Annotated in this window: 22 protein-coding genes, 1 tRNA gene and 1 pseudogene; 2 read left to right on the top strand and 22 right to left on the bottom strand. The window is 37.8% G+C overall.

Translation table 11 applies throughout. The annotated features are described in order from the left end of the window. Positions 1–153 precede the first annotated feature (153 nt). From ABN256_RS15840 to ppiB, 6 genes are all read right to left on the bottom strand, one after another. Positions 154–1,179: a mechanosensitive ion channel domain-containing protein gene (locus ABN256_RS15840; RefSeq protein WP_196553904.1), complete on the bottom strand. Its 1,026-nt coding sequence runs from the start codon at positions 1,177–1,179 to the stop codon at positions 154–156. Between the two features lie 67 nt (positions 1,180–1,246). Further along, positions 1,247–2,506, bottom strand: a complete 1,260-nt coding sequence (locus ABN256_RS15835; protein WP_115350791.1) for an MFS transporter — start codon at positions 2,504–2,506, stop codon at positions 1,247–1,249. 123 nt (positions 2,507–2,629) lie between these two features. Beyond that, positions 2,630–3,697, bottom strand: coding sequence for a 5-(carboxyamino)imidazole ribonucleotide synthase (gene purK, locus ABN256_RS15830; protein WP_349439726.1), 1,068 nt, complete (start codon positions 3,695–3,697; stop codon positions 2,630–2,632). Then, entirely contained in the window at positions 3,694–4,215 is a 522-nt protein-coding gene (gene purE / locus ABN256_RS15825) for a 5-(carboxyamino)imidazole ribonucleotide mutase (protein WP_349439725.1), read from the bottom strand. Before purE ends, purK begins: the two co-directional genes overlap by 4 nt. Before the next feature lie 134 nt (positions 4,216–4,349). Beyond that, a complete protein-coding gene (gene lpxH, locus ABN256_RS15820) occupies positions 4,350–5,072 on the bottom strand; it encodes a UDP-2,3-diacylglucosamine diphosphatase (RefSeq protein ID WP_349439722.1) in 723 nt (240 codons plus the stop codon). A gap of 12 nt (positions 5,073–5,084) precedes the next feature. Then, positions 5,085–5,579, bottom strand: a complete 495-nt coding sequence (ppiB, locus tag ABN256_RS15815; protein WP_036934689.1) for a peptidylprolyl isomerase B — start codon at positions 5,577–5,579, stop codon at positions 5,085–5,087. A 375-nt stretch (positions 5,580–5,954) separates the two neighbouring features. Here ppiB and cysS point away from each other — a divergent pair, with 375 nt between their 5' ends. Further along, positions 5,955–7,346 carry a cysteine--tRNA ligase gene (cysS, locus tag ABN256_RS15810; protein ID WP_072070113.1) on the top strand — a complete coding sequence of 464 codons (1,392 nt, stop codon included), beginning with the start codon at positions 5,955–5,957 and terminating at the stop codon, positions 7,344–7,346. Between the two features lie 92 nt (positions 7,347–7,438). Here cysS and ABN256_RS15805 read toward each other — a convergent pair whose 3' ends face one another. The 4 genes from ABN256_RS15805 to folD all read right to left on the bottom strand — a co-directional run bounded on the left by ABN256_RS15805 (position 7,439) and on the right by folD (position 10,791). Further along, a complete protein-coding gene (locus ABN256_RS15805) occupies positions 7,439–7,882 on the bottom strand; it encodes a hypothetical protein (RefSeq protein ID WP_072070112.1) in 444 nt (147 codons plus the stop codon). A gap of 236 nt (positions 7,883–8,118) precedes the next feature. Further along, on the bottom strand, positions 8,119–9,060 hold the full coding sequence (gene fruK, locus ABN256_RS15800; protein WP_072070111.1) for a 1-phosphofructokinase: 942 nt from the start codon (positions 9,058–9,060) through the stop codon (positions 8,119–8,121). 642 nt (positions 9,061–9,702) lie between these two features. Next, complete coding sequence (gene ybcJ / locus ABN256_RS15795) at positions 9,703–9,915, bottom strand: ribosome-associated protein YbcJ (protein WP_072070110.1); 213 nt, start codon at positions 9,913–9,915, stop codon at positions 9,703–9,705. Positions 9,916–9,918: 3 nt separating this feature from the next. Next, positions 9,919–10,791, bottom strand: a complete 873-nt coding sequence (gene folD, locus ABN256_RS15790) for a bifunctional methylenetetrahydrofolate dehydrogenase/methenyltetrahydrofolate cyclohydrolase FolD (protein WP_196553908.1) — start codon at positions 10,789–10,791, stop codon at positions 9,919–9,921. 190 nt (positions 10,792–10,981) lie between these two features. On the opposite strand from folD, the gene ABN256_RS15785 reads away from it, so the two are divergent. After that, positions 10,982–11,058: transfer RNA gene (locus ABN256_RS15785), tRNA-Arg, on the top strand. 21 nt (positions 11,059–11,079) lie between these two features. Here the strand turns inward: ABN256_RS15785 and ABN256_RS15780 are convergent. The 12 genes and pseudogenes from ABN256_RS15780 to ABN256_RS15725 form a co-directional block, all read right to left on the bottom strand. Further along, positions 11,080–12,237, bottom strand: coding sequence for a tyrosine-type recombinase/integrase (locus tag ABN256_RS15780; protein WP_349439721.1), 1,158 nt, complete (start codon positions 12,235–12,237; stop codon positions 11,080–11,082). Positions 12,238–12,470: 233 nt separating this feature from the next. Beyond that, the gene (locus ABN256_RS15775; RefSeq protein ID WP_349439720.1) at positions 12,471–12,665 is read right to left on the bottom strand and encodes a hypothetical protein; all 195 of its coding nucleotides are present in this window, start codon (positions 12,663–12,665) and stop codon (positions 12,471–12,473) included. An 84-nt stretch (positions 12,666–12,749) separates the two neighbouring features. Next, positions 12,750–13,295, bottom strand: coding sequence for a phage N-6-adenine-methyltransferase (locus ABN256_RS15770; protein WP_349439719.1), 546 nt, complete (start codon positions 13,293–13,295; stop codon positions 12,750–12,752). Further along, positions 13,285–13,641, bottom strand: a complete 357-nt coding sequence (locus ABN256_RS15765) for a phage protein NinX family protein (protein ID WP_349439717.1) — start codon at positions 13,639–13,641, stop codon at positions 13,285–13,287. The genes ABN256_RS15770 and ABN256_RS15765 overlap by 11 nt, the downstream gene beginning before the upstream one ends. Continuing rightward, positions 13,634–13,822 carry a hypothetical protein gene (locus ABN256_RS15760; protein ID WP_349439716.1) on the bottom strand — a complete coding sequence of 63 codons (189 nt, stop codon included), beginning with the start codon at positions 13,820–13,822 and terminating at the stop codon, positions 13,634–13,636. The genes ABN256_RS15765 and ABN256_RS15760 overlap by 8 nt, the downstream gene beginning before the upstream one ends. Before the next feature lie 154 nt (positions 13,823–13,976). Then, positions 13,977–14,138: a hypothetical protein gene (locus ABN256_RS15755; protein WP_349439714.1), complete on the bottom strand. Its 162-nt coding sequence runs from the start codon at positions 14,136–14,138 to the stop codon at positions 13,977–13,979. Further along, the gene (locus ABN256_RS15750; RefSeq protein WP_349439712.1) at positions 14,131–14,370 is read right to left on the bottom strand and encodes a phiTE_015 family protein; all 240 of its coding nucleotides are present in this window, start codon (positions 14,368–14,370) and stop codon (positions 14,131–14,133) included. Before ABN256_RS15750 ends, ABN256_RS15755 begins: the two co-directional genes overlap by 8 nt. Then, a complete protein-coding gene (locus ABN256_RS15745; protein ID WP_349439710.1) occupies positions 14,370–14,672 on the bottom strand; it encodes a ClpX C4-type zinc finger protein in 303 nt (100 codons plus the stop codon). The genes ABN256_RS15750 and ABN256_RS15745 overlap by 1 nt, the downstream gene beginning before the upstream one ends. A 35-nt stretch (positions 14,673–14,707) precedes the next feature. Next, positions 14,708–15,043 carry a nucleoside triphosphate pyrophosphohydrolase family protein gene (locus ABN256_RS15740; RefSeq protein ID WP_161723741.1) on the bottom strand — a complete coding sequence of 112 codons (336 nt, stop codon included), beginning with the start codon at positions 15,041–15,043 and terminating at the stop codon, positions 14,708–14,710. Positions 15,044–15,083: 40 nt separating this feature from the next. Further along, on the bottom strand, positions 15,084–15,245 hold the full coding sequence (locus ABN256_RS15735) for a hypothetical protein (RefSeq protein WP_349439709.1): 162 nt from the start codon (positions 15,243–15,245) through the stop codon (positions 15,084–15,086). A gap of 32 nt (positions 15,246–15,277) precedes the next feature. Next, positions 15,278–15,691 (bottom strand): single-stranded DNA-binding protein, encoded by a 414-nt coding sequence (locus tag ABN256_RS15730; RefSeq protein ID WP_349439708.1) that lies wholly within the window; start codon positions 15,689–15,691, stop codon positions 15,278–15,280. Further along, positions 15,681–15,914 (bottom strand): annotated as a pseudogene (locus ABN256_RS15725) (exonuclease); the annotation flags it as partial. The gene ABN256_RS15730 and the pseudogene ABN256_RS15725, both read right to left, overlap by 11 nt.

The raw sequence follows: 15,914 nt of genomic DNA, 5'->3' as shown, positions 1-15,914 counted from the left end.
AGAATTGGCGAACAATATACTTGGTTGTGAATATGATTGGAATGGATTAAAGCAATAATATTGACAATCTTATGCACAATAAATGCATAAATCACCATCATTGGCGATTGGTAAATGGATAAGTTTATAAGAGGCTAAACTTATCCATTTCTATTATTGTGGGGTAGAAGATGATTTTTCGATATAAATTGTTTGAGATGGGAATGCAAAGTCAGCGCCATGTTTATGCACAATCTCAATCATCTTCAAATAGACTTCTTGCTGAGCTTCAAGCCACTGTGCCCAGACGGTTGTTTTGGTAAAACAATACACCATGATATTGAGTGAAGAGTCTGCGAATTGATTAAAATAGACTAGCAAAGTTTGTTGCGTATCAATTTTGTCATTTTGCATTAGCATGGTGCGAATATCTTCAACGATCACACCAATTTTATCTGAATCTTCGTAACGTAAACCGAGTTCAGTTTCAATACGTCGATTAGTCATTCGTCCCGGATTTTCAACACTAATGGAAGAAAAAATTGAGTTAGGAATATAAAGTGGTCGATGGTCGAAGGTAATAATTTTAGTAATACGCCAACCTATTTCTACTACTGTACCTTCAATATTACGATCAGGTGAGCGCACCCAGTCACCAATATTAAAAGGGCGATCGAAATAAAGCATAACCCCAGAAAAAAGGTTACTGAGCACATCTTTACTTGCCATACCAATGGCAATACCACCCAATCCGCCAAAAGTCATTAAGCCTGATAAGCTCATACCAAAATGTTCACCAAACAATAAGATGATGATGACAAAAAGGCTGATTTTAAATATCCGAGAAATAATACGGGCAGAGGTGGGATCACTACCTTTTCTGATCTGTGATTGCTCTAGTCTATTAATAAGTAAGAAAAACTTACGCATTAAAACTAAGGCGATACCAACGTAAGTAAAGAAATTAATCATCCTAAAAGAGATAAAATGGAGATTAAAATCAACAACAGCCATTTCACAGTATTGGCTTAAGATGATCACTAAACTACAAAGGAAGATGGCTTGGCTAATATGAATAATAATATTTCTACGACGTTTTTTCTTTTTGTCATGAAAAAGAGAGACGGCGACAAAGCCAACAAAACAGGCTAAAGCAATCCCTACACCTATTGAGTATTTTATTATTAATGCATCATTCATCAGCTTAACATCTCCTTAGAAAATGCGTTTGTATAATACAAAATCTATTACCATGTTTATTCAATCGCTATTTTTTGTGTTCACTAGCATGCTGAAATTTAGGGTAAGTCGGTGGTTTCATAAAGAGTGTTACCGCTAGGATCAATAGTACAGGTACAGTTAAAATTAAGAATGCAGGAGTAAAACTTCCTGATATGTCTTTTATTGCACCCGCAAAGAACGGCGCTAAACAAGCAAGTGTCGAAATTAAATTCATGACTGAAAATAGTTCAAGGTAAGGAGAGCGACCAAAGTAGTTAGCCAGTAATATACTTGATGCTAAAAAGGTCATGCCATAGCCGATACCAACACAAACCGTAAACAGGATCAGGTAAACCCAAGAGTTTGCCATACTGAGTGCTAACAGCCCAATAATGATAATACTTAAACTAGCGATAAGTAATTTTTTAGGTTCTAGCCATTCACCAATTGCGCCGCCGGCTAAGCGTGAGAAAGCGTTGATAAATGCCATGCTACTTAATAAGGTCGCGGCAATGGTTTCACCAAAGCCATTTTCAATAATATGAGCAACAGCAAAACTATTAACGGTAATACCGCACCATAAAAAAGCAGTATAAGTGGCAGCGATAACATAAAATTGCCATGTTCTCAAAGCATGGCGTGCCGTCCAAATTTCTTTGGTTTGATAGATGCGTTTTGTGCTTTGGAGTTGGCTAATTCTTTTGGCATGCTCTTGCTCTTTACTTCCTTCTCGTAAAAAGAGAATAGTGAAAAGAGTAATAACGGTAAGCGTGATCGCTGAAATAAGCCAATGCATACGCCATGTATGCCATAAATGCGTGGCTAAAAAGTAGATCCAAGGCCCCGCCACACCACCTAATCCGCCAATAGTAAAATAAACACCGAAGGCAAAAGATTGTTTTTCGAATAAGCGAGAAATTACATAAGTCCCGGGTACTGTTGCAAGTAAGGTAAAACCAATACCTAATAGTGCTGTACCAAGGAAATATCGTGCAATGGTGTAGGTTTCATAAAGAAAATAAAAACCGCTAACGAAAATAATCAGTCCAATAAGAAGGGTAAAGCGAACACTTAATTTACGAATAAGTAAAGTGGGTAAAAAACTAGCAAGACCACAGGTTAATCCTAATAACGTAAAACCAAGGCCTGCTTGTGTCCAATTCCACTCTAGCTCACTTATCATGCTAGGAAGAACAACACCCAAAGATGTAAATGTGGTTGCGGTAGCTAAAAAATAGACCAAACCCAGTAATATCAGCATACTCCACTGATAAATGGGTCCAAAACTCTGTTGTGTGGCTTGCATCCTGACTCCATCAAACGGGTGCAGTAACCTGAATAATCAGGAGAAAATAGCGAATAACAGACCTCTTTAATCAAGGTCTGTTCATTTAAAGGCTATTATTCTCTAACTTTATGAGTCGGACTGCTAGCTTAATTTTTCTAAAGCCCATTGAATGGGTTTTTGATAGGTATCATCAAGCATAAGACTCAATGATTTAAGTGTGTCTTTCAGCGGTTGGTTATCACGATGAACAAGATTGAGATGACCCACTTTTCGCACAGGGCGAACTTCTTTTTCATACCAATGTAAATGCACTAAAGGTAATGAAAGCCATTGAGGATTGATATCAGTACCAATCAAATTAACCATCACTGCGGGTTGGCAAACTTCAGGTTTTGGCATCGGTAAATCTAAGATTGCACGTAAATGTAACTCAAATTGGCTAATTGAGGCGCCATTTTGTGTCCAATGTCCACTGTTATGAACTCGTGGTGCTAATTCGTTGATGAGTAATTTATTACCGACAATAAAACACTCCATCGCCATTACACCGACATAATTGAGTTTATCAAGAATAGATGTCAGCATTTTTTCTGCTGATTGTTGTAATTCTGGGTCAGGTGTTGGTAATGCAACACTCATACGTAAAATGCCATCTTGATGAAGGTTATGTGTTAAAGGATAAAATACACAATGACCTTTTTTATCTCTGGCTCCAACTAAGGACACTTCACCAGAAAAGGGAATACCTTGCTCAACAATGCATTCACCATAAATTTCAGCGGGTAATTGTTGTTCTTCACCAGGGTGAATTCGCCATTGTCCGCGGCCGTCATAACCACCAACACGACGTTTCACGATAATAAAATCACCTAACTGAGAAAAAATATCAGGCCATTGTGCTGGAGATGTTAAGGCTTGCCAAGGTGCAGTAGCTAGGCTTAGTTCATCAAGAAGTTGTTTTTGAGGCAATCTATCTGCAAGTAAAGGGAAAATATCACGGTTAACAAAGTTAGTATGACGTTCTAATTCTTTTGTTAATGCTGTTTCTGGCCAACGTTCAATTTCTGCAGTAATAATGCTCTTTTGATAGGGAACAGCTTCAGGTTCTGCATCTAATCCTACAGGGTAAACAGCAATACCTAAAGGTTCACCTGCTTGTCTTAACATTCTACCTAATTGACCATTTCCAAGGACACAAACCGGTTTCATAGTGCCTCTCTTGGGTCTGGGTTATTTAATACATCATCGGTTTGTGCTGTGCGCCATGCAGTCAGTGCGTCTAAAATAGCAGGAGAATGTAATGCCAAAATTTGAGCCGCTAATAAAGCTGCATTGGCAGCACCCGCTTTTCCAATTGCTAAGGTTCCTACTGGAATACCTTTTGGCATTTGCACGATTGAATAGAGGCTATCAACACCGCTTAATGCTGCACTTTGAACAGGAACACCGAATACTGGCACTAACGTTTTAGCTGCAAGCATTCCAGGTAAATGGGCTGCTCCTCCGGCACCAGCAATAATGACATCAAAGCCATTACTTTTTGCTTTTTCAGCAAAACTAAATAATTTATCAGGGGTGCGGTGTGCAGAGACAATCTCAACATGGTAAGGAATGTGTAGTGCATCTAATACATCAGCGGCATGAGACATGGTTGCCCAGTCACTTTTAGATCCCATAACAATGGCGATACGAGGAAAAGCGGTATTTAGACCAACGTGAGAAGACATTACTTAACTGCTCCTGTAAGTATAAACGGATATAGCCTAATAAATTGAGAATGATAGTATCACGCTAACACGCCAAGGAAAACGTTTGCGTAAAGAAAAAAAAGGCTTTTTATAGAGAAAATAAGTGAAACAACTTAAAAGGGAAAATGGATCAGTTCTATTTTTTCAGCGGTGACTTTAAACATAGAACCTTCGGTATGCCAAGCACCCAATACACCACGATAGTGTGTTTTTCCTTCAATATGGACAGTATGAACAGCCGGTCGGTGTGTATGTCCGTGGATCATCCATTGTGTATTGAAGTGTTTAAAGGTATTAATCACCGCTTGTGGGTTAACATCCATAATTGCATCTGATTTATATTGGTTTTCATGCTGGCTACGAGAGCGCATTTTATCGGCAATTCGTAGTCGAACAAACAGAGGCAGTAATAAGAATAGGCGCTGTATAAATTTATTATGCACTTTTTTACGGTAACGTTGATAAGCCTCATCATCTGTACAAAGTGTATCACCATGTAAAATCAAGATATGATGTTGATAAATTTTGAGCACTTTTTCTTGAGGAAGTAGAGTGATACCACTCTCTTTTGCGAAACGAGAGCCAATTAAAAAATCACGATTTCCATGAATAAAATAACAGGGAATACCTGCATTTTTTAATGTCATTAGCGCTTGAGCAATTTGTTGATGTAAAGGATTAGGATCATCATCACCTATCCAAAAATCAAAAAAATCGCCTAAGATATAGAGCGCTTTAGCGTGAATGGCTTGCTCTTTTAGAAAGCGAAGAAAACCGGCAGTGATTGCCGGTTCATGTTCACTTAAATGCAGGTCTGCAATAAAAAGCGTACACATAAAGAGTAATGCTTATTCGCTAACCGTTACACTTTTAATGATGATATCTTCACGAGGAACATCTTGGTGGAAACCGCTACGACCTGTAGAAACCGCTTTAATTTTGTCGACAACATCCATTCCTTCAACAACTTCAGCGAAGACACAATATCCCCAACCATTCGCATTTTCAGCACGGAAGTTTAAGAAATCGTTATCTGCAACGTTAATAAAGAATTGTGCAGTCGCGGAATGTGGATCGTTAGTACGAGCCATCGCTAATGTACCACGATTATTTGCAAGTCCATTGTTTGCTTCGTTTCTAACAGGTGCTTTGGTTGCTTTTTGGTTCATACCAGGTTCAAAACCACCACCTTGGATCATAAAGCCATTGATGACACGGTGGAAGATAGTGTTATCGTAGAATCCTTCTTTACAGTAGTCTAAAAAATTTTCTACGGTTGCAGGTGCTTTGTCTGCAAATGTATTAATCACGATATCGCCGTAATTGGTATGAAAAGTAACCATATTCAGATCCTAATATAATTTTAGCTTTACCCAGATTTGGGCATAAACAATAGTCCCGTTTTTTATATCACAGTTGCCTTATTTAGTCAGTATTCATCTTTTTTTTGCCCGGCTTTTCTAATTAAACAGGCGTACAAAATAGGGAAAACACATTTTTCGCCAAAATTTAGCTCAATAACAGAAGTTTGATTGTTCACTATCAAGGATTGAACAGTGAAAATAAGGATTAAGCAGAGTAATATATTAGCGCAGATCTTGAGTTTGCTTTGTCTCCAAGATCCAATATCCTAATTAATATCGTGCTATAGTAGTCGTTATTTTCTTTTATATAAAAACGTAATAAACACGTACAGTTGAAAACGGGAACGTCCACCGATGCTAAAGATTTTTAATACTCTCACTCGCCAAAAAGAAGAATTTAAACCTATCCATGCAGGAAAAATAGGTATGTACGTGTGTGGCATCACTATTTATGACCTGTGTCATATTGGTCATGGACGTACATTTGTGGCTTTTGATGCCATAACCCGTTATCTGCGTTATTTAGGTTATGATGTTAATTATGTGCGTAACGTAACGGATGTGGATGATAAAATCATCAAACGTGCGATCGAGAATAATGAAACATGTGAGCAATTAACAACTCGCATGTTAGCTGAAATGCATAAAGATTTTGATGCATTAAACATTGCTCGTCCTGATTCAGAGCCTCGTGCGACACACCATATTGCTGAAATTATTGAATTAACGGAAACGTTAATCAAACGTGATCATGCTTATGTTGCTGAAAACGGTGACGTTATGTTTGCGATTGACACCGATCCTGATTATGGATTGCTTTCTCGTCAAGATTTAGAACAACTGCAAGCAGGCGCTCGTGTTGAAGTGGCTAACGTGAAACGTAATCCTATGGACTTCGTTTTATGGAAAATGTCTAAGCCGGGTGAACCAAGTTGGGAGTCTCCATGGGGAGCGGGTCGTCCTGGTTGGCATATTGAATGTTCTGCAATGAACGGTAAAGAGCTAGGATGCCATTTTGATATTCATGGTGGTGGTTCTGATTTAATGTTCCCACATCATGAAAATGAGATTGCTCAATCAACTTGTGCTCATGATGGCCCATATGTAAATTATTGGATGCATTCTGGTATGGTGATGGTAGACAAAGAAAAAATGTCTAAGTCACTTAATAACTTTTTCACCATTCGTGATGTATTAGCTTATTACGATGCTGAAACGGTGCGTTATTTCTTATTATCCGGCCATTATCGTAGCCAGCTTAACTACACAGAAGAAAATCTAAAACAAGCACGTACCGCTTTAGAGCGTCTCTATACGTCATTACGTGGTACTGATGCTAATGCACAACCTACTGGTGGCGAAGCGTTTGAAGCACTGTTTATAGAAGCAATGAATGATGACTTCAATACACCAGAAGCGTATTCAGTATTATTTGATTTAGCGCGAGAAGTAAATCGCTTAAAAAGCGTGGATATGAATAAAGCTAACGGTTTAGCTGCGGTGTTACGCAAATTAGCTAAAGTATTAGGTCTGTTAGAGCAAGATCCTGAAGCTTTTTTACAAAGTAGTGCTAAAGCAGACGATGCGGGTGAAGTTGAAAAAATTGAAGCTTTAATTCAACAACGTAACGATGCACGTAAAAATAAAGATTGGGCTGCTGCTGATGTTGCGCGTGATGCATTAACTGCGATGGGAATTGTTTTAGAAGATGGCCCTCAAGGAACAACTTGGCGTCGTAATAATTAATATAATTAACGAGTAATTACACATAACACGTGTTTTTATAAAAATATCGGATATTTATTATCCGATATTTTTTTTGCTATTTATTATTTAATTTATTGGCTAATAATACGGATTTCTCTTTCATTATCTTTTTGTTTATCTTTAAAATAATTTATGACATTCTCAGAAAAAAAGAGTCTATGAGTTAAGATAACTATAATAGAAAAAGCAACAAAACTAAATTCAGACATATTGGTTAATGACATCGAAACACTTAGTATAAAAAATAGCGAAATAGATAAACATACCCATGATATTTTTAAAAAAGAGTAAGCATTTTTACTGTTTCTTGCGAGTTTTATCCATGCAATAACTTGTATTATCATTGTGATAATCAGGCACAGCATAATAAATAGGCCCAGGAGTATCGTTTGACCACCGCCCATCGCCATTGCTAATAAATAAATGGGTGCCCCAGCAACCAATATAAACAAACTTATACCTAAAAATAGTACTGAAATAACTTGGATCCATAAAAGCACTATGGGCCTTTCCATAATTTCTCCTAAAAACAAAATAAGTTTTTATTAGCTTTAGAATATCTTTATTAACTTTTATTAAAGTGAAGTTTATCGAATAAATAGAAAAAATAAAGTTTGATTTAATAATAAATAAATATTAATCAATTTAAGAGACTCTATTTTAGAGTTTCTATAAATATGATATTAATATATTTAATTGAAGCAGTGGTAACTCTACTTAATATTATTCGATATACCACTGGTATTATTACTTATAATTTTAGAGGGGTTAATTTTACTTCTGCCATCATTTTTGCCAATTGTTCGCGGTCATGAATACCAACATTGGTCTGACTTACTGCAAGAGCAGAAACGGCAGTTGCAAGACGTAATGTATGCTCGCTAGTTTGTCTCATCATCAGTCCATAAATTAGGCCGCCAACCATAGAATCACCGGCACCTACGGTGCTGACAACATCACATTTAGGCGGTGTTGCCATCCATGCGCCAGATGCATTTACCCACATTGCACCTTGCTCACCTAATGAAATCACAACGTGAGCAATACCTTGTTGGCGTAATGCTTGTGCGGCTTGTACAACATCAGATAGTTCAGGTAAAGGCCTGCCAGCCCAAATTTCTAATTCATGATGATTAGGTTTAACAAGCCAAGGAGAGGCTTTTAACCCTGCGACAAAAGCATCTCGGCTACTGTCAAAGATCAAACACATGCATTCACTGCGTAAACGAGTCATCCATGCGGTGAAATCATTAAGATCAACGCTAGAAGGCACACTACCACTGACACAGATCATATCAAATTGACCCGCCCAGCTTAGTGTGTCATTCACGAAACGAGCCCAATCTTGTTTTGTAATTTCAAAACCAGAAAAATTAAAATCAGTAACTTTGCCATTAGGCTCAGTAAGTTTCACATTAATGCGAGTACGGCCTTCAACCATTTGAAAACGGTTTGCAATACCTGAATCACTAAACTCTTTTTGAAACCCATCTTGATTTTCTTTACCTAAAAATCCGCCAACAGTGACATCAACGCCGAGGCTTTTTAAGACTTTAGCAACGTTAATACCTTTACCTGCAGCATGAAAACCTGCTGTTTTAACACGATTAACTTCACCAAGCTCAATAGGATTACTTAAACCAACAAGATCATAAGCAGGGTTAAGTGTGATGGTCGCAACTCTGCGTTTCATGCTAGTTCCTTACCTTAAATAAAAGAATAGGCATCATTTTTTGCTGTTGTTCAGCAATGATAGAGATACCTTGAGTGGGTAGGCCGAGCATAAAATCTCCTGTTAGATGAAAGGCAAAAAAGATCTAAATATCATAAAATAATAACTAAGATTGCATCACTGAGCTGAATCGTTTCAAATTATAACGTATAATTTAGTACAAACAATGTTCTTTTACCTAATGAAAGTAGAAATAAATTAGATCTAAATCACATTTTAGTGCATTTAAACATGAATAAATGAGTAAAAAGTGTCAGCAAAAAAGTTTGTTGCTGAAGTTTTACAGTAATGGTTGAAAAGTGTTATTTTTATATAAAATAATGACTTACACGGTCTTTTTTTATCTATTTATTGATGAAATGTATAATGTGCTGAACATCTAAGAGGGATTATACCAAGAGATATGTCTAAAAATAATGATTTTAATTTAATTAAATTAAACTAAATTTATTATTTTTATTTAAATTCAATTGGTTATGATTATCATCTTTTTTAAAAGATGATTAAAGAAGGAAAAGTAGAGGAAAAAAGAAGAAAAGTGTTTAAAAGAAAAAAAGCGCCACTTATTGTAGTAGCACTTTTTAATTTTAACTGATTTGCTGATTATTTGCTGACACTGACCGAGAACTCACCAAAGGTGACAACTTTCCCATCAACGATTTTACAACGTTTACGGGTTTCAACTACGCCATCGACGCTAACTAAGCCTTCAGCAATGACACTTTTAGCGGCAGCTCCGCTTTCAGTCCAACCTTGAAGTTTTAATAAATCACAAAGCTCGACATAGTCGTGCCCATCTAATTGAAATGTTTCCATTGACTAATTATTTCCTGTTTCAGGGTCGTGATACTCTTCACATGCTTGTAAAGTGTTTTGAATAAGTGTGGCGACTGTCATTGGACCGACACCACCAGGGACTGGCGAGATCCAACCTGCGCGTTGTGAAGCGACTTCAAATTCAACATCGCCAACCACTTTACCACTTTCAAGGCGGTTAATACCGACATCAATGACAATAGCACCAGGTTTAATCCATTCACCGGGGATAAAGTTAGGTTTACCTACCGCTACAACGACGAGATCAGCGTGTTCAACATGAAAACGCAAATCTTTAGTAAAACGATGAGTAACCGTTGTTGTACAGCCCGCAAGTAAGAGCTCTAGGCTCATTGGACGACCCACAATATTTGACGCACCAATAATAACTGCGTTTAAACCATTCATAGGGATATCACAACGTTCTAGTAGTGTGACAATACCGCGAGGTGTACAAGGGCGTAATTTGGGGGCACGTTGACATAGGCGACCGACATTGTAGGGATGAAAACCATCCACATCTTTATCTGGACGAATACGTTCTAGTACTTTAACGTTATCAATTCCGGCCGGTAAGGGGAGTTGAACGAGAATACCATCAATGGTGTTATCTTCATTAAGCTGGTCGATAAGGTTTAATAAATCAGCTTCACTGGTAGTATCAGGTAAATCATAAGAGCGAGAAATAAAACCAACTTCATCACAAGCTCGGCGTTTACTTCCGACATAAATCTGTGATGCTGGGTTATCACCCACTAAAATAACAGCTAAACCAGGTGCACGTTTTCCTGCATTAATACGTTGTTTTACTTTTTCGGCAACTTCGCTTCTGATGGTCTGCGCAATCGATTTCCCATCTATAATTCTTGCTGACATCTATACATCCAAATTATTCAATTACGGTATTGCTCTATTTTGTCAGATCAAGAGCAATCTGTCAGTCGAATACTTGCCATATTTTAACCATATAGTCTGATATCGTTGAAAAATCGTTGACTCTCAGAATGTTGAACGTATAATTCACACCCGTTATCAGCAGTGATTGCTGACGTCTAATCTCTTCTAGGCGCCCTTAGCTCAGTTGGATAGAGCAACGGCCTTCTAAGCCGTAGGTCACAGGTTCGAATCCTGTAGGGCGTACCATTTAAAATCAAATACTTACATTCATTTTGAATTTTCCACTTTTCTCAAGTGGGACGGATTTGGGACGCAAGTGCCAAAAATACTGTCTATTTGCTTTGCGTGTTCAGTTAAATGATTAGGCGCTAGGTGTGCATACCTTCTAACCATATCAACTGACTCCCAACCACCCATTTCTTGCAATACTGAAAGCGGCACTCCTGACTGAATTAACCAACTCGCCCATGTATGGCGCAGATCATGAAAGCGAAAGTTTTCTATTCCAGCTCTTTTTAGTGCCGTCCTCCATGCTGTGTTAGAATCAACTCGCATTTTTCTAACACTTGGCGTTAATGTTCCATCTGGTCTTTTCTTTGATTCAGTATGAACAAACACCCATTTGTGATGGTTTCCTATTTGCTCCTTAAGAACCTGACAAGCAGTGTCATTTAAAGCCACACCAATTGCTTGTCCTGATTTGCTATCCTCTGGATTTATCCACGCAACTTTCCTTTGCATATCAATTTGACTCCACTCTAAATTGATAATATTGGATCGCCTTAATCCAGTGGCCAATGCAAATGTAACTACGGATTTCAGTGGTTCAGGGCATTCTTGAATCAGTCTTTTAGCTTCATGATGTTCTAACCACCGAACCCGCTTTTCTCTGATTGTTGGAACTTTGATAACGGGAGATTTTTCTAACCATTTCCAGTCACGTTCAGCAGCTCTTAACAGGGACTTCATAATAGCAAGGTGCTTTGCTTTGGTTGCATTACTGACAGGAATATCAGTAAATGCAGGGATTTCCTTTCCCCTTTTTTTTGCTGATCCAGCTTGCTTTTCCCATCTCTCTCTTGCCTTTCTGTTTACCATCTTATTAATAACAGAATATATTTTGGCCTCTGTAATATCCTTAAGGCGGCATCCTTCAAAGTGATCTAACCAAAAAGAAAGCCGACCTTTATCATCATCCAGTGATTTTTTGTCTGATTTCTCTTCTATCCATCTCACAATAGCCTCCTCAAAAGTAACATCTGGGAAGTCACCAAGCCTCTCTATGCGCCATAGTTCGACCTTTCTTGTGTCATGCAGCTCCTGCGCGAGCTTCTTGTCCTCTGTGCCAAGAGATTCCTTGATTCTGTTACCGCTTGGCGTCGTGTAGTTTCCGTACCATATTTTACCTCTTCTGAATAAAGACATGATTTTCCCTCTCGTGTCTCACCAGCGTTCACTGGTATATTGTGAATTGATTTATTAGCTGCCGCAATACACGCAGCTCTCGTAAATAGGTATGGCGAGTTTTTCTTTGATGGATCCTTTCTTGTGTATGCAATCAATCCTAGCTTGCACCAACGAGAGAGTGTGTCTTCTGATATACCAATATATGCGGCAGCTTCTTTTCTTGGCATGGTCATCCCTTCCATTTTACCCTCCTATCCATTCTTCCTTTTATGCTGTTCATGATCATCACCACAATCTTTACTACAATATGCGCTATTAGGTGCGACTGGTTCTTCGTGACACCAGATGCACATGCCGTTATATGATTTAATTGCTACCTTGCGATTTGATAATGACACTTGAATATATAATTCGTTTGTTTCATTTGCTGAGTCGATAATGTCCATAATTACGCTTGCCCTGTTTCAATTAAATAAATTAGTAAATATAGTGCTATTAACCCTGAAAATTCAGTAAATGTCATAATTCACCTATGCTATTTTCCATTCATTTAATATTTTATTACCGATATTAATTAACTCGTCTCTATCGACAGTATTAATTATCTTTCGTGGTTTGATATATGGTCGCCATATTAAAAACATTGAGCCTTTATTATTGCCGTTAACTGGTTTGTTTGTTCCTGCATTGATAAAAGATATTCTTCCTCCTGTAATTAGTCTCACTTCATCAACTGTTTCTAATGCAGAATTAAACCAGCCGACAGAAGTATCAGCAGGAATTAACATCACGACAGGCTGTAATTGCTTTTTACATTGCTCAGCGGCTTTATTAATCCAAGGCTTAATTTCACTGTAAGGAGGATTTAAGAATATCGCTCCGTAACTTTCCCAATCGCAATTTAACGAGTCGTCTTTTTCGGTGAGGTAATGAGAACAGAGAGAGTTATTTTTATCGGCGGCGGCATCTAAATAGAAACCAAATTCAGCGTCCAATGCTGTGAATAAAGGTAGGGGAGTTTGCCATCTATCACGCAATTCCTTTGGTGTGTGGCTACCTCCGTAGTCAGTTTTCATTCTCCACATCCTTCATTAATAGAAAACAAATCATGGCAATTCGATAATAATTATCACCATATGATACTGATGTTCGAGATAGGGAGCGTTCATCATACCAATCACCATCAAACGCCATCCACTTCCCTTCATCTTTGTCATCGCTCAAAGTTATTGAAATATTATTCTCAATAATAATCGGCATTGCGTCAGATGGGTTGTTGCATGGATTAAATTCAATCCAATTAGCACCATCACCATAGAAAACTTTATTGCTATGCAAGTCAGTGTCTTCATGTTCTATTTTTGCAGCAACGAATACGCGCTTATTAATTTCCAAGTCAGACAGTTCGGTGTATTTATTCATTATTAACCTCAAAAATAGTAACTTCGGAAATATGAAGATTTTCTCCAGTGTTCTTACCAAGAACTTTTTCAGCATCTTCACGTAAATAGAATATTGCTTTTAGCGATGGATATTTACTATTATTGATACAGACAACATTATCGTCGCCATCACACACCGCATAAAATTTAAATTCATTCATCTGAATACCTCTCTATAAACAACTTCAAAATTCCCCACTGACATTAAATATTCAGCACGTTTATTACATTCCGATTGCGTATATATATCTTCCGTTACAGGCACAGCAGAGCCCTGTATTAGCATGAGTAATACATATCCGATTATTTGCATGGTTATTTAATTTTATATGTGTGAGCTACTTTGAATTTAGAATTTAAGTTATTAGCTCTTTTTTCTACACCTACAATTGAAATGAATCCTTTTTCAATCATATTTCCATTTAATAAAATAACTGGTTTACCGTTAATTAGTTCGGCTCTGTATTTTTCATTCATTTTTTATTTTCACTCCGTTACTGATTAGTATTTTCTCTACTTCTGAAATTGCATCATTGAAACCATCTATGAAATAATCATCCAATATAACGTCACCTAAATCTGGTAATTCAACCTCCAAACTCTCGCGTGATGCTTCCCACACCATCCACATGACAGGGATAATACCTTTTACCCAAGGGTAATCACCTTTACTTATAAACTCTTCAAATTGCTGTCTTGATTTATCCATCACTCCACCTTTCTATATCCAGCGTCATATATTTTTTCAGCTATTTCATACATTGAAGTTCCACCTTCGATACTTTCAAGAAAATCGCCTAATTCTCTAACTTGCTTAAATGCCAATTCCTTACGCTTTTCATCTGCAATTTCTTTCGCTAAATCTGAGCAGTCAAAGCAAATATTTGCCGCCTGACCTTGAATCAAATTGTCCTTACTACCGCTTCCACCGCAAAAGTTACAAGCATTCCTAGGGTCTGGTTCTGGCAGTGTGAATTTCATAAATTGCCCATAATGTGTAAAACTATTCATATTCATTCCTCTTCATTGCATCCCTGCGAGTTAAATTAAAACTGCTTTCCGCCTTCCTTTGCTCTATTTTCCCGTTTATGATCTGCTCTATGTTTGTTGTATTCGAGCTTTTCAGTTATTGCGCCTTCAATGTCATAACCAAAGGCTCCGGCATAATCCAAAATACGAATAACAGCATCAGCAAGTTCAACCTCTGCCATTTTTCGATGCGGTAAGTGATCATCCATTAAATCTTTGCGTTCTCCCTCCATTGCCTCACTGATTTCTGAATGAATAAGGCAGAGTAGCGTTCCTTTTTCGCGTGGGTTATCCCACCATCCAGCAGATTTATTTTGTTGATGAATTTGTTGCTGTAATTGTTTAATGTTCATATCTACCTCCTGTTTGCATCCCTGCACTGAGTTCCTGTAATTAAACGTATGGCTTAATATCAAATTGCTTGAACCATTCTTTTATTTCTTCGTATTCATCATCGCTAATTTCATTTTCTTCTAGCCATTCTTTAAATGAATCCCTGGCGGCATCTTTAGTTAAGTAATAAATGAAATTTTGCAATTTGTTTGGTGTTTTCATGGTTATATCCTTTGGTTAAACGGGTAGGGTGGCTAGAAGGGTATAGGATCATCCCAATCTTGAGGTGGTTCGTTTTGTGGTGCCTGCGGTTGCTGTGCTGGTTGCTGCGGTTTCTGGCTTCCTGCCTGATTACCACCGTTACCGCCAAAATCTAATTGGTTAACGATAATTACTGGAGCTGATTTTTTCTCACCACTCTGGCTTGTCCATTCTTCCATAACGAACTCACCAGTAACTGTAATCTTTGTCCCTTTGGTTAGGTGAGGAGGTAACTTTTCAGCTTTAGAACCAAACATCTTGCAGATAACCCAAGATACTTTTTCGTGTTCTCCGTAACCTTGTTTCACTGGCAAACTAAAAGATGCAACCGCTTTACCATTTGGTGTCCATCGTTGTTCGCAATCTTTACCTAAGTTTCCACTTGCCGTTATTGTGTTAATTGCCATATACACTCCATTGATTGCCAAATTGAATGCCTAACTTGTTTAATCCCTGATCCATTGCTTCAATAAACTCAGGCACTAACTCGTCGAATTCTTTCATCATTTTTTCGTCACGCTCGACAGGGAAATATGCAATTTCTTTCCCTGCTGGCATTCGTGGGTCAAAATTTGCAAAATGCCAGATATCCTTACCTGTAACCCACATGGAATATTGAACTTGAGCCAC

Origin of the sequence: Proteus sp. fly-1008 (assembly GCF_040140305.1) — a bacterium.
GTDB classification, from domain to species: Bacteria; Pseudomonadota; Gammaproteobacteria; order Enterobacterales; family Enterobacteriaceae; genus Proteus; species Proteus vulgaris_B.
This window is presented reverse-complemented; position numbering and strand designations above follow the sequence as displayed.